Raw genomic sequence first — 20,132 nt, 5'->3', positions numbered from 1 at the left:
CTTCCCCCGCCTGCACCATCCCCCGATCGGACGATGCCGAGACCACGGCCTCAGCCGATCCCGCAAAGCGAGCCGGCGGCGAAGCTTGACCCATGCCCGAGTCCCCCGCCATCGAGGTCCAGCACCTCGGCAAGCAGTACGCCACCGGCAAACGCGCCGTGGACGACGTCTCCTTCACGATCGAACGGGGCGAGACCTTCGCGCTCCTCGGCCCGAACGGTGCCGGCAAGTCCACGACGGTCGAGATCCTCGAGGGGTACCGCTCCCGCACCGCCGGCGAGGTCCGCGTCCTCGGTCACGACCCGGCACGGACGAGCCGCAGCCACAACGCACGCATCGGCATCGTCCTGCAGACCAGCGCGGAGTCCCCGAACGTCACCGTCGCCGAGCAGCTGAACCACTTCGCGACGCTCTACCCGAAGCACCGCAGGGTCGAGGAGCTCCTCACCGCGACGGGGCTCGAGACGCAGCGCAACACCCGCATCAGCCGACTGTCGGGAGGCCAGCGCCGCCGTGTCGACGTCGCCCTCGGCATCATCGGCCGCCCGGAGGTCCTGTTCCTCGACGAACCGACGACGGGCTTCGACCCCGAGGCCCGTCGGCAGTTCTGGGACCTCCTGCGCCAGGTGCAGCACGAGGGCACGACGATCCTGCTCACCACGCACTACCTCGACGAAGCCGCCCAGCTCGCCGACCGTGCCGCGGTCATCGCCGACGGGAAGCTCCTCGACCTCGCACCCATCGACGAGATCGGCGGCGCCGAGGCCCGCACGCCCCGGGTCCGCTGGCGTGACGACGACGACGGACACCACGACGAGCGCACCACCGACCCCACAGCGCTCATCCGCAGCAGCACCACGGCCATGCACGACCTCGAAGTCACCCGCCCGTCCCTCGAGGACGTCTACCTCGACATGGTGGGACAGCAGTGAAGACAGCGACCAGCCGCATCTCGTACGAGATCCGCACCTACTTCCGCGCTCCCGACGCGGTCTTCTTCACCTTCCTGTTCCCGATCATCATGCTGGCGCTGTTCTCGGTGGCGTTCTCCGGTGCCGCCGACATCCAGGCCGGCCCCGACGTCAGCGTCGACTACGCCACCTACTACCTGCCCGGTCTGGTCGCGACGGGCATCCTGCTCTCCGGCACGCAGTCCCTCGGCGTCGACATCGCCACCGAGCGCAGCGACGGCACGCTGAAGCGCCTCGGCGGCACACCCCTGCCGGTCCTGTCGTACTTCGTCGGCAAGATCGGCATGGTCCTCGTCACCACGCTCGTCCAGACCGCACTGCTGCTGGCGATCGCGAGCCTGGTGTTCGGCGTCGACCTGCCGACCGACGCGAGCAACTGGGGTGTCTTCGCCGGCGTGATGGTCCTCGGCATCGCCACCAGCTGCGTCCTCGGCATCGCGGTCTCGGCGCTCCCCCGCGAGGGCCGGCGCGCCACCGCCACCATCGTCCCGATCGTGCTGGTGCTGCAGTTCATCTCCGGCGTCTACCTGCCCTTCACGCAGCTCCCCACCTGGTTGCAGGACGTCGCCTCCGTCTTCCCCCTGCGCTGGATGGCGTCCGGCATGCGGTCCGTCTTCCTGCCCGGTGCGTTCGAGTCGGGTGAGCCGGGAGGCGCGTGGCACCTCGGCCTCGGAGCCCTCGTGTTGGCAGCATGGCTGGTCCTGGGCACGGTGGCCTGCCTGCTGACGTTCCGGTGGAACCGCAAGGACGCCTGATGCCCCCTGTGGAGAACCGCTCCGCGGTCCTGCATCGATGGGATGCTGTCGTCATGAACGGCGAGACGTGGATGCGCAACCGGTGGTTGCACGTCTTCTTCGCGGGCACGATGCTCCTCACCGCCGTGATCACCGTGTTCGGGTGGTCGCCGTGGGACACCCGCTGGCCGGCGTACACGGCGGTCGTGGTGCTCGTCGTCGCCTACGCCGTGTTCGGGCACCGCGGCTACGACAGTCCCCGTGCCGCCGCGGCCTTCCTGCCGCTGGTCCTCATCGCCGCCCTGGTGTTGCCCGCCGTCGTGCCGAGCACCGCGTTCGTGCAGTGCATCGCGTTCCCGCTCGTCTGGGTGCAGTCCGAACGGGTCCGCACCGCCGTCGTGCTCTCGATCGCGGTCGGCGTCGCGAGTGGCATCGGCCTGCAGGTCTCCGAGGGCCCGGACGCCCTCGTCAGCACCCTGCTCATCGAGGGCATCAGCGTGATCGGCGCCTGTGCGATGGGCGTGTGGATCTCGAGCGTCGCCGGCCTGTCCGAGGAGCGCCGTCAACTCCTCGACGAACTCCGCGCGACCCAGCAGTCGCTCGCCGATGCCCACCGCAGCGCGGGCGTCGCGAGCGAACGGGAGCGCCTGGCCCGCGAGATCCACGACACCGTCGCGCAGAACCTGGCCGGCATCGTCATGCTCACCGAACGCGCCCGGAAGGACCTGGCGAACGACCGCGGTGCCGCGCTCGACGAACGGCTGGCGGTCCTCGAGGAGTCGGCACGAGCGGCCCTCGAGGACTCCCGCGCCCTCATCGCCGCCGGGGCCGCCGGTGCCACGAGCGGCAGCCTGGCCGGGGCCCTGCACCGCCTGGCCGAGCGCTACACCCGCGAGACCGGCATGCCCGTCGCCGTCGACGCGACCGACGGCCCGCTCGACCGCGACGCCCAGGTCGTGCTGCTCCGGGTCGTCCAGGAGTCCCTCGCGAACATCCGTGCACACGCCGATGCCAGCTCCGTCCGGATCGTCCTGCGGCCCGCGCCCGAACAGGTCGGCATCCGCGTGACCGACGACGGCGTCGGGTTCGACACGAGCGCGCCGACCGTCGGGCACGGCATCCGCGGGCTCCACGAGCGGTTGGCGCTCTCCGGCGGCACCTGCTCGATCACGAGCACCCCGGGCGGCGGTACCGTCGTCGACGCGAGCCTGCCCACCGGACCCGAGCCGAGCCTCCCGGCCACCGATCGTCACCCCGTGGCGGAGGTGACCCGGTGATCCGCGTCGTGGTCGCCGACGACCACCCGATCGTCCGGTCGGGCATCGTGGCCCTGCTGCAGGACGCCGACGACGTCGAGGTCGTCGGCCAGGCCAGCGACGGCCGCGCCGCGGTGACGGTGGCACTGGCCGAACGCCCCGACGTCGTGCTGATGGACCTCCGGATGCCCGTGCTCGACGGCGATGCGGCGACGGCGGAGATCCTCGCCGTCGACCCCGGCGTCCGCGTCCTCATCCTGACCACGTACGAGTCCGACGACCAGATCCTCGCCGCCATCGAGGCCGGCGCCACCGGCTACCTGCTCAAGGCCGCCCCGGAGTCCGAGATCCTCGCCGGCGTCCGGGCGACCGCACGGGGCGAGACGGCGCTCGCACCCTCGGCAGCCGCAGCACTCGTCCGCCGAGCGACAGGCTCGCTCCCCGCCGCGGCCGGCCCGTCGCTGACCCCGCGCGAACTCGACGTCCTGCGCCTCGTCGCCCAGGGCAACAGCAACCCGGCGATCGGCCGCGCGCTGTTCCTCAGCGAGGCCACGGTGAAGACGCACCTCGGCCACGTCTTCGAGAAGCTCGGCGTCAACGACCGCACCCGCGCCGTGACCCGCGCGATGGAGCTCCAGCTCCTGCCGTGACTCCCGGTCCGCCGCTGCCGCGGGCCGAGGCCCGTCCTGCGGCGCTCCTGACGGTTCGGGTTCACGATCCCCGAGGATCCCGAACCAGAACCGTCACCGCGCGGACCCGAACCCGCGTCTCCCGCGCCGTGGACGCGACCACCGACGGAACGGGAGGCACGGTGCCTGCCCGCACCGTGCCTCCCGTCCGCTCCAGCGCGCGCCCTGCCATCACGACGCGCGCCCGCTCAGGCCCCCGCGTCCGCCTCCTGCGACCGGACGCGGAGCACCCGCGCTGTGGGGGTCGACCCGCCGTTCGTGACCTCGAGCGAGCCCGAGGCGGCATCCCACGCCACGGACCACGACCCGAATGCCGTCGGGAACAGCGGCTCGACGACCACCGCCTGCCCGGCGAACGCCGGCAGCGGCAACGACACCGTCGCCGACGCACCGGGCAGCGACCACACCGACAGGTACAGGTCGCCACCCGGCACGGCCAGCCCGAGCGCGACCCACGAGTCCTCCCAGGCCGGCAGCCCGAGCGGCCACACCGGCACCGTGGACTCGACGACCTGCAGGACCTGCCGGTGCGCCGCGATGGCGTGACCGACCACCGCACGCTGCGACGACGACATCTCGTTGAGGTACCCGGACAGGTACATCCGCCCGAGTACCCCGTTCACGAGCGACAGCGCGAACAGCTCCGGGTCCATCGTCGGTGCCGGGTACGCCCAGTTCCCCGCCTGCTCGGGCAGCATCGCGGCGGGAGCGGCGGCGGCGATCGTGGCGGACAGCACCGGGTCCTGCTGGTCCGAGGTCGACTGCATGTGGAGGCGGGACAGCATCGCCCAGTCGGCGCGCATCGCTCCCGAGGCGCAGTTCTCGATCAGCAGTGCCGGGTGCCGCTCCTGCACCGCATCGAGCCAGTCGAGCAGCGCCCGCTGGTGGTCGAGCATCCCGGCGAACGGCCCGGTCATGGTGTTGTTGTCCATCTTGAAGAACGTCACCCCGAGCTCCCCGACGAGCCGGTCGACCACCGAGTCGAGGTGTGCGCGGGCCTCCGGCGAGCGCAGGTCGAGCAGGTGCCGCCCGTGCTCCGCGACCCGGACCCCGTGGTGCTCGACGAACGCGGACGACGGCAGGGTCGAGGCCAGCGGCGAGTGGATGCCGATGACCTCGGGTTCGAGCCAGAGGCCGGCCTGCATGCCGCGCGCACGGATGTGGTCGATGACGTCCCCGAGCCCCGTCGGGAACCGCGACGCCGCTTCCTGCCACGCTCCGACGGTGTCCCACCAGTGCCCCTCGGCGTACCAGCCGGCGTCGATGCAGAACAGGTCCGCTCCGGCGTCGGCGGCCGCGTCGATGAGCGGCAGGAGCTTCTCGGTGGTCGGGTCGCCCATGAGCGTGTTCATGTAGTCGTTGAACACCAGGGGTAGGGCACGGTCGGCCTCCCGCACGTGCCGGAACGCCCGACGCTGCCGGGTGAGCACCCCGAAGGCGTCGTCGATCGACCCAGCGATCCCGACGGACACCGGCACCGAAGTGAACCGCCGATCCGGTCTGACGACGGTGGTCCACTGGTGGTCCTGGTCGGTCGGCCCGCTCAGCAGCAGGTACGCGTGCCGCCGGGTCTCCCCCAGCTCGTACAACCACGGCCCGTTGTGCTCGACCTGCCAGACGAGCGCGTACGGAGCCGGCACAGCGTCCTCCGCCTGCAGCACCCCGATCGGCAGCGCTTCGCCCGTCGACCACGAGCCGCGGTTCTGCACGACGGCGCGGCTGCGGGGCGGGTGGTGCTGGGCCTCCCGGTCGATCGCCGCAAGCCCGATCGACCGCAGCGGATCGGTCCGCCACCGGCTCTCCGCTGCCCAGTCGTTGTCGGCGTGCACGAGGGCGAGCTCGTCGACGGTGGCGTTCGAGTCGGTCAGGAACGCCCCGGTCGCGAACGACGACACGAAGTCGACGACGTGCTCGCCGTGCTCGGCCGACACCTCGGTCCAGGTCTGGAACGCGGGCACGCCGGCGCGCGCCCGGAACACCGACTCGGCCTGGAGGCCCGTGGCCGCGTCCGCCTGCACGATCCGGAACCACAGGTCGGTCCCGTCGTCGTGCTCGTGGTGCGACACGGGTCGCAGTCGCGCCCCGATCGTGGAGTCCACGTGCCGGAACCCGCCGGGGAACCGCCCGTGCCCGACGGTCGTGACCTCGACGAGCGGCTGCGGGTCGTCCGGACCGTGGGCGAGCGCTCCGCCAGCCGACGCTCCGCCGGCCGGCACGAAGGACACGAGCGCCGCGGGCTGGTCCGCACCGACCCGGAACCGTGCCGCGAACCCGTCGGTGACCCAGTCGACGAACGTCGACCCGTCGCTCATCGCGCCCCGACCGGTGCGGGCTCGCTCGACACCCAGTCCCCGACCGTGTGGTCGTAGCAGGTGGTGTTGTCGATCTTCGTCCGGTCGAGCGGCGGCCCCGCGGTGATCCGGCGCTCGGTGCGCTCCGGGTCGGGGGCGGCCTCGGCGAGCAGCCGGGTGTAGTCGTGGTGCGGGTCGAGGATGACGGCGTCCGACGGTCCGCGCTCGACGACCCGGCCGCGGTAGAGCACCAGGATCTCGTCGGAGAAGTGCCGCGCGGTCGCCAGGTCGTGCGTGATGTAGAGCACGGCGAGTTCGTCCTCGCGCTGCAGCCGGCCGAGCAGGTTGAGCACGCTCAGGCGGATCGAGACGTCGAGCATCGACACCGGTTCGTCGGCGATGAGCACCTGGGCGCCCGGGGCGAGTGCGCGGGCGATCGCGACGCGCTGCCGCTGCCCGCCGGAGAGCTCGTGCGGCCGCCGCGATGCGAAGTCCTCGTCGAGGTTCACCCGACCGAGCAGTTCCCGCACCTTGTCGGCGGTCTCGTCGGCGCCGCGGGCCCGGTGGTGCAGCTGCAGCGGCCGGGCGATGTGGTGCTCGATCGAGTGGAACGGGTTGAGCGAGGCGAACGGGTCCTGGAAGACCATCTGCACGTGCCGGCGGTACATGCTGCCCTCGACGGGGGTGCCGTCCTCGAGCCGCACGTCGATCGAGCCGCGCGTCCGGGTCTCGAGCTTGGCGAGCATCCGCGCGATGGTGGACTTGCCCGAGCCTGACTCCCCCACCAGCGCGACGGTCCGGCCGGGCAGCAGCTCGAACGACACGTCGTCGACGGCCCGCAGGGTGGTGCGCTGCAGGCCCTTGCGGGTGTGGAAGTCCTTGCCGAGGTGGCTGACGGTCACACTGGTCATCGGTCCGTCTCCTGTGCTGCCTGGACCACGACGGCCCGGGTGTCGGTCTCGGGTTCGGCGCCGTCCTCGACCCCGGTGCGGATGAACGCGCCGCGGGCTCCGGACAGGCTCGGGAACGACTGCAGCAGCTTCCGCGTGTACGGGTGCTGCGGGTCGTGCTGGATCACGCTGGCGCGGTCGCACTCGACGACCTCGCCGCGGAGCATGATCGCGATCCGGTCGCTGATCTCGAGCAGCAGCGGCAGGTCGTGCGTGATGAACACGACGGCGAACCCGAGCTCGTCGCGCAGTCGGACGATCTCGCGCAGGATCTCCCGCTGCACCACGACGTCGAGCGCGGTGGTCGGCTCGTCCATGATCATGATCTGCGGTTCGAGCAGCATCGCCATCGCGATCATCACGCGCTGCCGCATGCCGCCGGACAGTTCGTGCGGGTACGCCGTGATGCGGGACGGGTCGACGCCGACGCGGCGCAGGGCGTCCTCGGCGATGGCTCGTCGTTCGCGGCGCGGCAGGCCCTTGCGGTGTTCGACCAGGGCGTCGTCGAGCTGGGCGCGGATCGTGGTGACCGGGTTGAGCGCGTTCATCGCCCCCTGGAACACCATCGACAGCCTCGACCACCGCACGGCCCGGAGCTGCTCGTGCGGCAGACCGAGCAGGTCGACGTCGGTGCCGTCGCGGTCGTGGAACGTGATGCTGCCCGACGTGACCTTCGCCGGCGGCCGGTGCAGCCGGGTGATGGCGTACGCCAGGGTCGTCTTGCCGCAGCCCGACTCCCCCGCGAGTCCGAGGATCTCGCCGGGCGCCAGGGTGAGCGAGACGTCCTTGACGGCGTGCACGGGGTGCTCGGTCTCGTAGACCACGTCGAGGTGGTCGATGGTCAGCACGGCCGGCCGGCGGCCGTCGCCCGTGGCATCGGAGGTGACCGGTCGTGCGGTGTCGGTGGCGCTCATCGGGCGACCCCCTTCGTGTCGTGACCGGCGGTGGCGACGCGGGCCGGGCCTCCCGAGCGGGCCGCACGCTTCGCACGACGGTCGCGCCGTCGCTGCGCACGCACGTTCGCGAGTCGCGGGTTGATGACCTCGTCGATCGAGAAGTTCACCAGGGACAGGCCCATGCCGAGCAGGGCGATGAGCAGGCCCGGCGGCACGAACCACCACCAGGCGCCGTTCGCCAGCGCGAAGCCGTTCTGGGCGTAGAAGAGCATCGTGCCGAGCGTCGACGAGTTCGACGCCCCGAGCCCGAGGAACGACAGCCCCGCCTCCCCGAGGATCGCGGCGATCACCGCGAACACGAACTGCGACGCGAGCACCGGCAGCAGGTTCGGCAGGATCTCGACGGCGATGACCCGCCAGGGCCGTTCGCCGGCGACCCGGGCAGCGGACACGTAGTCGCGGTTGCGGATCGACATCGTCTGCGCCCGCAGCACCCGGGCGGACCCGGCCCACGACGTGATCGCCAGGACGACCGCGATGGTCCAGAGCCCGCGGGCCTCACGCGGCACCAGGCCGGAGATGACGATGACGAGCGGCAGGCCGGGGATGACGAGGAACACGTTCGAGAACAGCGAGAACGCCTCGTCCATGATCCCGCCCAGGTAGGCGCCGAGGATGCCGAAGAACGCGGACAGCACCGTGGCGAGGACGCCGACGATGAGCCCGATCTGCAGGCTGCCCCGGGTGGCGAAGGCGAGCTGCGCCAGGACGTCCTGACCGGTCTGGGTGGTGCCGAGGACGTTCGAGCCGCTCGGTCCCTGCAGCCCGGTGTCGCGGATGGTCGTCGGGTCGCCGACGAGCAGCGGTCCGATCACCCCGAACAGCGTGACGCCGGCGACGAGCACGATGCCCGTGACGAGCCAGGGGGTGAGGGTGGGGAGGAACCGACGGATGCCGCCCTTCGACGCGCGCCGGGTGGCGATCGACGTGGTGCTGTCGGCCTCCTCGGTCAGCGCGCCGATGGTGGGCTCGGTCTCCTGCTGGATGTTGGTCATGGTCGTCTCCTCCCCTAGCTCCGGGCCCGCGTGCGCGGGTCGATCAGTCCGTACAGCAGGTCGACGACGAGGTTCGCGCCGAGGACCGCCAGGGTGATGAACAGGAAGATGCCCTGCATGAGCGCGTAGTCGTTGTTCGTCACGGCGGACAGCAGCTTCGACCCGATGCCCGGGTACGAGAACACCTGCTCGGTGACGACGGAGCCGGACACGATGAACCCGAGGGAGATCGCGAACCCGGCGACGGACGGCAGCACGGCGTTCCGAGCGGCGTAGTTCCGCAGGATCTTGCCGTCGGACAGGCCCTTCGCCTGCGCGGTGGTGATGTAGTCCTCGGACAGCGTCGACACCATCATGTTGCGCATGCCGAGCAGCCAGCCGCCGAGCGACGCGAGCACGATCGTCACCGCCGGCAGCACCCCGTACTGCACCGCCGAGACGATGAAGTCCCAGTTGAAGCCGGGGGTCAGGATGACGTCGTAGCCGCCCTGCGCCGGGAACAGGTGGAGCCCGGTGGCGAAGAAGTACACCAGGATCAGCGCGAGCCAGAAGTACGGCACCGCGGCGAGCAGTGTGGTGGCCGGCACGAACGAGTCGAGCCAGGTGCCGGGCCGCCACCCGACGAAGGCCCCGAGGCCGACGCCGATGATGGCGGCCAGGATCGTCGCGATCCCGACCAGCGCGATGGTCCACGGCAGCGAACTGCCGATCACCTCGGTCACGGGTGCCGGGAAGTAGCTGACGGACACCCCGAGGTCACCGCGGAACACGTTGACCAGGTAGTGGCCGTACTGGGAGATGAGCGGCTCCGAGGAATCGCCACCGAGGAGCAGCTCGTACGCCTCCCGGGTCGCCGGGGTCACCTGCCCGCCGCGCTGCTGGAGCTTGGCGAGCAGGATGTCCACCGGGTTGCCGGGCAGGAGCCTGGGGATGATGAAGTTCAGCGTCAGGGCCGCCCACAGTGCGACGACGTAGAAGCCGATCTTGCGCAGGAAGTAGGTCATCGTCGAGTGCCCCTCGGTCGCGATCCCATCGGTGTCAGCCCTTCGCCGGCTTGAGCGCCTTGAAGATCTCGGCGTTGTCCGGGCTCGCCCAGACCGCCGGGAACGCGTACAGGTCGTCCTTCGTCGGCCAGCCGGTGAACTTCGCCGCGTGGAACTCACTCGTCGTGCCGCCGGTCATCACGGGGATGTACGGCAGGTCCTCGACGATGTGCTCCTGGATCGTGTCGAGCTCGGGCTGGGTCGCCGCGGTGTCCTCGGGGTTGATCGTGGCGAGCTTCGCGATGGCCTTGTCCACGTCGGGGTTGCTGTACCGCGAGATGTTCATCGGGGCTGCTTCGCCGACCTTCGCGGTGTTCGCCGTCGTGAAGTAGTTGTTGTACAGGTAGTACGGGTTCGCCGTCGGGCCCTGGCCGAGCGAGTCGATCGCGAGTTCGAAGTTGCCCTTGGTCTTCTTGTCGGTCCACTCGTTCCACGACGACTGCTGCGCCTTGAGCTCGATGCCCGCGGCCTTGAGCTGCTGCGTCATCGTGTCGATCGCGGTGATGTAGTCGGTCCACCCGGTGACGACCTCGACCGTCAGGGACAGCTTCTTGCCGTCCTTGGCGTAGATGCCGTCCGAGCCCTTCTTCCAACCGGCGTCCTCGAGGGTCGAGGCGGCCGCGTCGGTGTCGGCGGTCTCCGGCATCACGGCCGGTTCGATGTCCTTCGAGATGGTGTCCTTCTGCGTCGTGGTGAGCGCGAAGGTCGGCGAGATCTCGCTCGCCGTGTTCTCGAACGCCAGCGAGTTGAGCTGCTTGCGGTTGATGGCGTCGGCGATCGCGTGGCGGACGGCCGGGTCGGTCTGCGGGCCGGCGCAGCCCAGGTCGGTGTTCGCGCAGGTCAGCAGGGCCATCTGGTTCTGGCCGACGGTGATGCCGTCGTAGCCGTTGTAGTTGGCGGGGATGTCGTCCATGTTCGGCACCGGGCCGGTCTGCCAGTCGATCGACCCCTGCTTCAGTGCGTCGGCGCCGGCGGTGTTGCCGGAGAGCGACAGGTAGCGGATGGTCTTCACGGCCGGGGCGCCGTCCCAGTACTTCTTGTTCGCCTCGAGGGTGAACGCCTGCGCCTTGAAGGTGCCGAGCGTGTACGGGCCGGTGCCGACGGGCTCGCGCACGACGTCGGTGGTCGGGTCGATGTCCTTCCACAGGTGCTCGGGCACGATCCAGGTCTTGCCGAGCAGGTTCGGGCCGAGCACGAACGACGGCTTGTCGAACGAGACGACCACCTTGTCGTCGCCGTCGGCCTTCGCGGTGCCGTCGTAGCCGATCGAGTTCAGGGCCTTCTGCTTCTTGAGCATGTCGAGCGTGAACACGACGTCCTTCGAGGTGAAGGGCTCGCCGTCGCTCCAGGTGGCTCCGTCGCGCAGCGTGATGGTGAGCTGCGTGCCGTCGTCATTCCACTCGTAGGACTTGCCGAGCAGCGGCTTCGGGTCCTCCGTGTTGACGTTGGTGATGAAGAAGAGCGACTCGTAGATCGTGCCGACACCGCCGATGTTGGACGGCGACCACGGGTTGAAGTTGATCTGGTAGTCGCCGGACTGGCCGGTGTACGCCACCAGGGTCGAGGCAGCGGCGTCGTTCGTGCTGGCGGTGCCGCTGGAGCTGCAGCCGCTGAGCGCGAGGCCGGCTGCGAGGAGAACGGCGCCGCCGATGGCGAGCCGTGAACGGGTTGGGTTGAACATCGTTGTCCTCTCGGTCTGCGTCGTCGCAGGGTCCACGTTGTGAGCGTGATTGTTACACGCGTAAACTAAGGCGGTCAAGGGGTCGGGTCACGGCCCCGTAACGATGAGGAGACGCAATGGAGCGGACCACCCTGGACGGCACGTGGACCCTCGAGGCGGTGACCGGGCCCGAGGAGTCGGCGGAGCACCGCGAACCGATCGCGGCGCAGGTCCCCGGCTGCGTGCACACCGACCTGCTGCGGGCCGGCCGGATCCCCGACCCGTTCGACGGCGACGGCGAGGCCGCCACCCAGTGGATCGGCGACACCGTCTGGCGCTACCGCCGCACCTTCGAGTGGACCGCGCCGGACGAGACCCGCCACGACCTCGTCGCCGACGGACTCGACACCCTCGCCACGATCGAGCTCAACGGCATCGTCGTCGCGACCACCGCCAACCAGCACCGCTCGTACCGGTTCCCCGTCGGGCACCTGCTCCGATCGGGCACGAACGAGCTCGTCGTCACGTTCGACGCGCCCGTCCCCGCCGCCGAGCGTCTGTCCGCACTGCACGGCGGCGAGCTGCCCCACGTCAACCACCACCCCTACAACGCGCTCCGCAAGAACGCGTCGAACTTCGGGTGGGACTGGGGCGTCGACGTCGCCACGAGCGGCATCTGGAAGTCGATCGGCATCGAGTCCTGGAGCGGCGTCCGCATCGCGTCCGTCCGTCCGCTCGTCGACCTCGACGACACGACCGGTGTGCTGACGGCCCACGTCGACGTCGAGCACGCCGGCTCCACCGGTTCCTTCTCGCAGGCGATCGGCAGCGCGCCCGTCGCGTCCGCGGACGGTTCCGCGGGCACCGGCCTGGAGGCCCGGATCACCCTGACCGCGCACCCCGCGTCCGCAGGGCATGCGGCTTCCGACACCGCCGGCCGGGTGGTCTGCGCACGCCCCGTCGTCGACGGTGCCGCGACCGTGCGCCTCGAGGTCCCCGACGTCGCCGTCTGGTGGCCCCGCGGCGAGGGTGACCAGCCGCTGTACGACGTCCGGGTCGAGGTCGGCGACGACGTGTGGGCCGGCCGTGTGGGCTTCCGCACGGTCACGCTCGACACCGCCGCCGACGCCGGCGGGGCGCCGTTCCTGCTCCGCGTCAACGGCCGTCCGGTCATGGTGCGCGGGGCGAACTGGATCCCCGACCACGCCTACCTGACCGAGATGACACCCGAGCGGTACGCGGACCGGATCCAGGACGCGATCGACGCGAACGTGAACCTGCTCCGCATCTGGGGCGGCGGGATCTACGAGTCCGACGACCTGTACGACCGGTGCGACGAGCTCGGCGTCCTGGTGTGGCAGGACTTCCTGTTCGCCTGTGCCGCCTACGCCGAGGAGCCCTGGCTCGCCGACGAGGTCGAGCCCGAGGTCCGCGAGGCCGTCATCCGCCTCAGCCCGCACCCGTCGCTCGTGGTGTGGAACGGCAACAACGAGAACCTCGTCGCCTACGCCGAGTGGGGCTGGCGGCCGTCGCTCGTCGGCCGGACCTGGGGCAACGGCTACTACCGTTCCCTGCTGCCGTCGGTCGTCGCCGAGCTCGACCCGACCCGGCCGTACACGCCGGGCAGCCCGTTCTCGTTCGACGAGTACCTGACGCCGAACGACCAGCGGAACGGCAGCGTGCACATCTGGGACGTCTGGAACCGGCTCGACTACCGCGCCTACGCCGACTGGGAGCCGCGGTTCGTCGCCGAGTTCGGGTTCCAGGGCCCGCCGGCGTGGTCGACCCTGACCGCGGTGGTGCACGACGAGCCCCTCGACCAGGACGGCCACGAGATGCTCGTGCACCAGAAGGCAGACCAGGGCAACCGGAAGCTCGCCGACGGCATGCGCGGGCACCTGCCCGAGCCGACCTCCATCGAGGACTGGCATTTCGCCGCGCAGCTCAACCAGGCGCACGCGATCCGCTTCGGCATGGAGTGGTTCCGCTCCCGCACGCCCGACAACACCGGCATGGTCGTCTGGCAGCTCAACGACGACTGGCCCGTGGTGTCCTGGGCCCTCGTCGACCACGCCGGCATCCGGAAGCCCGTCTGGTACGCCGTCCGGCAGGCCTACCAGCCCGTGCTGCTCACCGTGCAGCCGTCGTCCGGCGGCCAGGGTGGCGACGGCGACGGAGGTCTCGACGTCGTCCTCGTCAACGCGCCCGGGGCCTCGGTCGCCGACGAGGTCACGGTCTCCCGCGTCGCCTTCGACGGCACCGTGCTCGAGTCGTCGTCGTTCATGCTCACGGCCGCCCCCGCCGATGCTGACCGGGTGCAGCTGCCGTCGTCGCTCGCGGTGCCGGGCGACGCCGGATCCGAGGTCCTCGTCGTCACGGGAGTCGGCACCCGCACCGTGCACGACTTCGCCGAGGTCGTCGACCAGGCGCTCGAGCCCTCGCCCCTGTCCGCGGTCGTGTCGGCGACGGACGACGGCGCGACGGTCACCGTGACGGCGACGGCGTACGCGCGCGACGTCTCGCTGTTCCCCGACCGCGTCGATGCAGCCGCCCGCGTCGACGACGGCCTGGTGTCCCTGCTCCCCGGCGAGTCGGTGACCTTCACGGTGACGGGTGCGCCGGGCATCGCTGCACAGGAGCTCGTCCACCCGCTCGTCCTCCGCCACGCGGGTTCGCTCCTGCCCTGACCCGGGTGCCGCGCGGGACCCCGACGTTCCCTCGGGCCGATGACGGTTCCGGTTCACGATCCCCCGGGTTCGCGAACCGGAACCGTCACCCCCGCACGCTCTCCGCGGCCCCCATCCCGCGAGCGGGCGAAACACCCGGGTCGCGCGCCACCACCACCCCCGCATTTCGCCCGCTCGCCCCGCCCGCACCTCGCTGGCCACCTGCGCTCAGGCCGAGCGGGCGGAACACCCCGGTCACGCGCCACCACCACGACGCCATTTCGCCCGCTCGCCCCGGCGAGCAGCGGACCGCGCACGGCCGGCCGCACTCAGTCGATCGCGCGGAGCTCCAGCACGATCGCGGTCGCGGGTGCGAGCAGTGGCAGCCGGGCGCCGACGTCCTCGAACACGGCGCCGGTCAGTTCCAGGTGTCCGCGCACGAGCCACTCCGGCGGCACCATGTCGAGCCCGCGCGGGACAGCGAGCCCGGACACCGGGGCGAGCCGGTAGCGCCGCGACCGGTCGAGTCCGCGCACCCGGAGCGGCACCGGCAACGACCTCGGCCCGGTCTCCGTCCGCGCCACCCGCACCAGCGCCCGCGATCGGTCCGCGGCCACCACCGATGTGGCCACCGTCCCCGGGTCCCCGAGGTCCAGGTGCCGCAGCCGCCCGGAGTGCAGCAGCCCGCGCTCCCGTCGGTACAGCGCCGTCCACGCCCGGAGCCGGTCGAGCTCCTCAGCCGACAGCTTCGTGATGTCGGTCTCGATGCCGGCCGAGCCGAACAGCGACACCGCCATCCGGAAGTCCAGGTCGAGGTGCCGGCCCGTGGTGTGCGAGATCTCCGGCCCGACGTGCGAGCCGATCAGCTCCAGCGGGAGCAGCGCCTCGGTCCACCGCTGGATCGGCAGTCGCTCGAAGGCGTCGTTCGAGTCCGACGGCCACACCCGGTCGGTGCGCTCGAGCACGCCGAGGTCGATCCGGGCACCACCGCTCGCGCAGGCCTCGATCTCCAGCCACGGGTGCCGCGCGCGCAGCTCGTCCATCAGCGCGTAGACGCCGCGGGTGTGCGCGTCGATGCCGGCGCGTCCCGCGTGCACCGCGTGCACGATGTCCCGGTTCTGGTCCCACTTCACGAAGTCGACGTGGTGCGCACCGATCACCCGGGACATGCTCTCGAGCACGTGGTGCCGGGCGAGCGGGTTCGCCATGTCGAGCACGTACTGGTTCCGCCACGTCCGCACGTCGTCCTCGGGGCGCTGCAGCATCCACTCCGGGTGCGCCGCGGCCAGCTCGGACACGGGGCTGACCATCTCGGGCTCGAACCACAGGCCGAACTCCATGCCGAGCGCACGCACCCGGTCGACGAGCGGTGCCAGCCCGTCCGGCCACACCGCCGGGTCGACGCGCCAGTCCCCGAGCGAGGTCGAGTCCGACCGCCGACCGAGGAACCACCCGTCGTCGAGCACGAACCGCTCGACGCCGATGTCCGCCGCCGTCTCCGCCAGTGCCACCAGGGGTTCGAGCTCCTGTCGGTAGTAGACGGCCTCCCACGTGTTGAGCACCACGGGCCGGGGTCGTCGCGGGTGCCCCGGGCGGCTGCGCAACGAGTCGTGCAGGCGGTCGGACAGCCCGTCGATCCCGGTGTCGCTCCACACGAACGCGGCGTCGGGAGCGGCGAACGAGTCCCCCTCGCCGAGCACGACCTCGCCCGCACGCAGCAGTTCTCCGGCGCCGAGCAACGGCCGTGCCTCGGCGAGCTGGTCGTACCGGTACACGGAGTCCGCGCTCCAGGCCAGGTGCACCGCCCAGAGCTCGCCCTCGGCGTCCGAGAACCCGGGTGTCCCGAGCACGAGCAACGTCGGCGAATCGTGGCCGGTCCGCCCGCGACGGCTCTCCCGTGCGTGGCTCCCGGCCGTCGCGGTGCGGCGCTGCGGGGTGCGCTCACGGGTCCACCGTCCGCCCAGGTCGAGCACCTCGGTGATCCGCTCCCCCACGGGCAGCGTCGCCTCGAGTGCCTGCACGTGCACGGGCTCGGCGTGCGTGTTCGTCACCGTGTGCCGCACCCGCAGCACCCCCGCGGTGTCGAGCGCGAACTCACTCCGGAGCGCCAACGAGTCGGACTCGGCGGTCACGACGATCCGCTCGTCGTCACCGATCACCACCACCTCACGCCACCGCGGCACGAGCGGCATCCCGTCCACGTGCCCGGCGATCCCCGGCCGACCCTCCCACCCGTCGCGCTCGGTCGGCAGCACCGTGAGCGGCCACCGCGCGTCCAGCGCACTCGGTCCGAGCGGCCGACCGAGTGCGAGCAGCAGATCGGCCGTATCGTCCGGTGCGACGGGCCCGACGTCCCGACCCCAGTGCAGCACCTCGGGCAGCCCGTCCGCCGCGGACGCCAGCACCAGCGACACCCCGGCAGACCGCAGCACGTGCACCGCTCGATCGCGCGCAGCGACGGCTGTCGGCTCGGGCTCCACGACGGTCACGAGACCCGCTCCTCGCGCAGCACGCGGACGCGTCCGGCCGGCACGACGGTGTCCGGCCCGTGGCCGGACCCGTCGAGCAGGTCCGTCCCGGACGCGACGACCGTGACGTCGTCAGCGCGGTGGTTGACGAGGAACAGGAAGGCGGAGCCGTCGTCGCCGACGCGACGCACCGCCTCCAGGCCGGGAGGCCCGGTGACCGTCCGCAGGATCCCCCGCTCCGCGATCACCCCGTCCACGAGCCGTTGGATGCTGTCGTCCGCGAGCATCGCGGACACGTACCAGGCGCCGCCGCCGACGGCGCGGCGCGTGACGGCGGGCCGGCCCGCGAGCGGACCGTCGGTGTACCGGAGCACGGACTCGGCGTCCTCGAGCACGACCGCCTCGGCCCAGTCGCTCACCACCTCGCCGTCGTCCAGTGCCCAGCGTTCGTCGCGCTGCAGCGGGGTGAACTCCTCGCTCCAGGCGCCGAGCACCTCGCGGAACGCTCCCGGGTACCCGCCGGTGCGGATGCGTGCGGTCTCGTCGGCGACGCCGGACAGGTAGGTGACGATCAGGGTGGCGCCGCGGTCCACCACGGCGGAGAGCCGGGCGGAGGTCGCGTCGTCGACGATGAGCATCGTCGGCACGACGACCACGTCGTAGCCGTCCAGGTCGGCGTCGGCGGGGACCACGTCGGTGAGCACCTGCCGGTCGTGGAACGCACGGTGCCAGGCGCGGAGCTCCCGGCCGTAGCGCAGGCCCCGGTGCGGCTTGAGCCCCGACTGCACTGCCCAGCCGGAGGCCTCGTCCACGACGATCGCGACCCGGGCCGGCTCCACGCGGGTGCCCTGCACGGGGGCGAGGTCCTGCAGCGCACGGCCGAGGGCGAGCACCTCGCGCCAGATGCGTGTGCGGGTGCCGGCGTGCGGGAGCATCGCGGAGTGGAACTGCTCCGCGCCCGCGGTGGAGGCCCGCCACTGGAAGAACAGCGCCCCGTCGGACCCGTGGGCGACGTGCGCCAGGGCGTTCCGGACGAGTTCGGCCGGTTCCTTGGCCCGGTTGCGCTGCTGCCAGCTCGGCCCACCGGTCGAGTGCTCCATCAGCAGCCAGGGACGGCGGTCCGCCGACATCCCGCGCATCCGGTCACCGGCCAGCGCGAGGTCCTGCTCGCGGCGGGCGTCGTCGACGAGCGTGTAGTGGTCGTTCGCGACGATCGCCACGTGCTTCGCCCACCCGGCGTAGTCGACGACCTGCGACCCGGCACCCACCATGAAGTTCGTCGTGACCGGCACGTCCGAGTGCCGCTCGATCACGGCCTTCTCGGCGTCGAACTGACGGAGCAGGGCGTCGGACGAGTACCGCTCGAAGTCCAGCGCGAGCCCGGGGTTCGGGGCCCCGCCCACACCCCGTGGCGGCGAGACCTCGTCGAACGAGGTGTACGTGTGTCCCCAGAAGGACGTGCCCCAGGCAGTGTTCGCGGACTCGACGTCGCCGTACTTGGCGACGAGCCAGTGCCGGAAGTCCGCTGCCGACGCCTCGCAGTAGCACCGGCCGTTGCCGCCACCGAGCTCGTTGCTGACGTGCCAGAGCCGCACCGCGGGGTGCCGGCCGTACCGCTCGGCCAGCGCGTCGACCATGCGGAGCGCGTGCTCCCGGAACAGCGCGGAGGCCGGGCACCACCCGAGTCGTCCGCCTGGTCGTTCCCGCCGCTCGGTCGCGTCCAGGGGCAGGATCTCGGGGTGTGCGGTCAGCAGCCAGTTCGGCGGGGCAGCGGTCGGCGTCGCGAGGTCCACCGCGATGCCGTGCTCGTGCAGCAGCGCGAGGACGTCGTCCAGCCACCCCCACGTGAAGTCCCCCGGCGACCGCTCGAGCAGTGCCCACGAGAACACCCCGACGGTGACCAGGTTCACCCCGGCCTCGCGCATCAGTCGGACGTCCTCGAGCCAGGTCTGCCGGGGCCACTGTTCGGGGCTGTAGTCGCCGCCGAACGACAGGCCGTCGGTCGGCCACGGGACGGTGGGGGCAGCGGTCACGGCATCTCCTTCGATGGTGTGGACCGCTCAAGCCTCCCGTCTGCAGTAGCGTTTGTCAACGTGTGTAACTAAGGCGTCGACACCTCTGCTGTTCCGGCGATGGACTACTCCCCCAGCAGCCGGCGGATGGCGAGCACCGCTCCGGCGCGTGCCCACTCCGAGAACTCGAACGGCTGCACCTCCACCGTGACCGGCTCGGTGTACGGCGCCAGTGCTGCTCGCATCGACTCGTCGACGGTCGCCCGCGCCAGGTCGTACACGGGCAGCCCGTCGCCCGTCAGCACGATCGCCGAGGGGTCCGCGATGTGCACCGCCGTGGCGAGCAGGACCCCGAGTGCGCGGCCGGCATCCTCGAACGCAGCGAGCGCTCCCTCGTCACCGTCCCGGGCGAGTTCGACCACCTGGTCGTAGGTCTTCCCCTCGTGGCCGGCGTTCCGCACGATCACCGGACTCGGCAGGTAGCTCGACGCGCACCCGGCGTGACCGAGGCCACAGTCCGGACCGCCGCCGAGAACCGGCAGGTGCCCGATGCGCCCCAGTCGCCCGTGCTCCCCGGTGGAGACCTGCCCGTTCGCGATGAGCCCGAGACCGAGACCCTCACCGACCGTCACGAGCACCATCGACCCACGACCGGCACCAGCACCGAACCAGTGCTCCTTCGCCGTCAGCGCATGGACGTCGTTCGCCGTGAACGTGGCGATGCCGGTCCGTTCCTCGAGCATCCGGGCGAAGGGCACCTCGTGCCACCCGAGGAACACCGACGCCGCGACGACGGACTCCCCCGCGCGGACGATCACGTCACCGGGCAGCGAGACACCGATCGCGCAGATGGCCGGATGCGCATCCCGGAGTCGCTCGAGCACGGCCGTGATCTGCTCCGCCAGCGAATCGGCGGCGGTGTCGTCGATCACTTCCTCGTGCAGCGCGAGGACCCGTCCGCCCAGGTCCGTGACCGCGGCGTACAGGCGATCCTTCGTGAGCTTGACGCCGAGGAACTCCCACTGCCCGCTGCTCACCTGCAGGAGCTCCGACGGGCGGCCGGTGGCGCCTCGCACGTCGGTCCCCACCTCGACCACGAGCCGCTGTGACACGAGGACGCGCATGGCCCGGGTGAGGCTCGCGCGCGAGAGCCCGAGTGACCGGGCGATCTCCGCACGGGAGAGCACCCCGTGGATGAGGATCTCCCGCAGCGCCAGGCGGGAGCCGTCGGGCAGGGCCGGCCAGGCTTCGGTCATCGTTCCTCCGTCGTCGGCTGATCCTACGGCCTGACCAGACCCCTTCGACAAGGACCCCGAACGGGCCGTAGAACGCAGAAAACCCCTGACCAGTACTGGTCAGGGGTTCCCTGGTTCTTCACGTTAAGTCCGGCGGCGTCCTACTCTCCCACAAGGTCCCCCTTGCAGTACCATCGGCGCTGAGA

At 71.4% G+C, this 20,132-nt stretch carries 14 protein-coding genes; 5 read left to right on the top strand and 9 right to left on the bottom strand.

Translation table 11 applies throughout. From position 1 onward, the window contains the following. The first annotated feature begins 92 nt into the window (after positions 1 to 92). Genes H7A73_RS12785 through H7A73_RS12770 form a run of 4 tightly spaced genes read left to right on the top strand, consistent with a single transcriptional unit; the run spans position 93 to position 3,611 of the window. The gene (locus H7A73_RS12785) at positions 93 to 932 is read left to right on the top strand and encodes an ABC transporter ATP-binding protein (protein ID WP_182066302.1); all 840 of its coding nucleotides are present in this window, start codon (positions 93 to 95) and stop codon (positions 930 to 932) included. Beyond that, the gene (locus H7A73_RS12780) at positions 929 to 1,726 is read left to right on the top strand and encodes an ABC transporter permease (protein WP_111023905.1); all 798 of its coding nucleotides are present in this window, start codon (positions 929 to 931) and stop codon (positions 1,724 to 1,726) included. Before H7A73_RS12785 ends, H7A73_RS12780 begins: the two co-directional genes overlap by 4 nt. 53 nt (positions 1,727 to 1,779) lie before the next feature. Further along, positions 1,780 to 2,982 (top strand): sensor histidine kinase, encoded by a 1,203-nt coding sequence (locus H7A73_RS12775; RefSeq protein WP_182066301.1) that lies wholly within the window; start codon positions 1,780 to 1,782, stop codon positions 2,980 to 2,982. After that, positions 2,979 to 3,611, top strand: coding sequence for a response regulator transcription factor (locus tag H7A73_RS12770; RefSeq protein ID WP_182066300.1), 633 nt, complete (start codon positions 2,979 to 2,981; stop codon positions 3,609 to 3,611). The genes H7A73_RS12775 and H7A73_RS12770 overlap by 4 nt, the downstream gene beginning before the upstream one ends. Before the next feature lie 227 nt (positions 3,612 to 3,838). On the opposite strand, the gene H7A73_RS12765 is transcribed toward H7A73_RS12770, so the two are convergent. Genes H7A73_RS12765 through H7A73_RS12740 form a run of 6 tightly spaced genes read right to left on the bottom strand, consistent with a single transcriptional unit; the run spans position 3,839 to position 11,566 of the window. Continuing rightward, a complete protein-coding gene (locus tag H7A73_RS12765) occupies positions 3,839 to 5,962 on the bottom strand; it encodes a glycoside hydrolase family 36 protein (RefSeq protein ID WP_182066299.1) in 2,124 nt (707 codons plus the stop codon). Then, a complete protein-coding gene (locus H7A73_RS12760; RefSeq protein WP_182066298.1) occupies positions 5,959 to 6,852 on the bottom strand; it encodes an ABC transporter ATP-binding protein in 894 nt (297 codons plus the stop codon). The genes H7A73_RS12765 and H7A73_RS12760 overlap by 4 nt, the downstream gene beginning before the upstream one ends. Beyond that, positions 6,849 to 7,805: an ABC transporter ATP-binding protein gene (locus tag H7A73_RS12755; protein WP_182066297.1), complete on the bottom strand. Its 957-nt coding sequence runs from the start codon at positions 7,803 to 7,805 to the stop codon at positions 6,849 to 6,851. Before H7A73_RS12755 ends, H7A73_RS12760 begins: the two co-directional genes overlap by 4 nt. Next, entirely contained in the window at positions 7,802 to 8,842 is a 1,041-nt protein-coding gene (locus H7A73_RS12750; RefSeq protein WP_182066296.1) for an ABC transporter permease, read from the bottom strand. The genes H7A73_RS12755 and H7A73_RS12750 overlap by 4 nt, the downstream gene beginning before the upstream one ends. A 14-nt stretch (positions 8,843 to 8,856) precedes the next feature. Continuing rightward, positions 8,857 to 9,846: an ABC transporter permease gene (locus H7A73_RS12745; protein ID WP_182066295.1), complete on the bottom strand. Its 990-nt coding sequence runs from the start codon at positions 9,844 to 9,846 to the stop codon at positions 8,857 to 8,859. A gap of 34 nt (positions 9,847 to 9,880) precedes the next feature. Continuing rightward, a complete protein-coding gene (locus H7A73_RS12740; protein ID WP_182066294.1) occupies positions 9,881 to 11,566 on the bottom strand; it encodes an ABC transporter substrate-binding protein in 1,686 nt (561 codons plus the stop codon). A gap of 116 nt (positions 11,567 to 11,682) precedes the next feature. Here H7A73_RS12740 and H7A73_RS12735 point away from each other — a divergent pair, with 116 nt between their 5' ends. Then, positions 11,683 to 14,232 (top strand): glycoside hydrolase family 2 protein, encoded by a 2,550-nt coding sequence (locus tag H7A73_RS12735; protein ID WP_182066293.1) that lies wholly within the window; start codon positions 11,683 to 11,685, stop codon positions 14,230 to 14,232. 308 nt (positions 14,233 to 14,540) lie between these two features. Here H7A73_RS12735 and H7A73_RS12730 read toward each other — a convergent pair whose 3' ends face one another. From H7A73_RS12730 to H7A73_RS12720, 3 genes are all read right to left on the bottom strand, one after another. Then, complete coding sequence (locus H7A73_RS12730) at positions 14,541 to 16,700, bottom strand: alpha-galactosidase (protein WP_259362878.1); 2,160 nt, start codon at positions 16,698 to 16,700, stop codon at positions 14,541 to 14,543. After that, positions 16,697 to 18,712, bottom strand: coding sequence for a beta-galactosidase (locus H7A73_RS12725; protein ID WP_182066292.1), 2,016 nt, complete (start codon positions 18,710 to 18,712; stop codon positions 16,697 to 16,699). Before H7A73_RS12725 ends, H7A73_RS12730 begins: the two co-directional genes overlap by 4 nt. A gap of 104 nt (positions 18,713 to 18,816) precedes the next feature. After that, positions 18,817 to 19,947, bottom strand: coding sequence for an ROK family transcriptional regulator (locus tag H7A73_RS12720; protein ID WP_182066291.1), 1,131 nt, complete (start codon positions 19,945 to 19,947; stop codon positions 18,817 to 18,819). Between the last annotated feature and the right edge of the window lie 185 nt (positions 19,948 to 20,132).

The organism is Curtobacterium sp. ME12 (genome assembly GCF_903970855.1).
In the GTDB taxonomy this organism is placed as follows: Bacteria; Actinomycetota; Actinomycetes; order Actinomycetales; family Microbacteriaceae; genus Curtobacterium; species Curtobacterium poinsettiae_A.
This window is presented reverse-complemented; position numbering and strand designations above follow the sequence as displayed.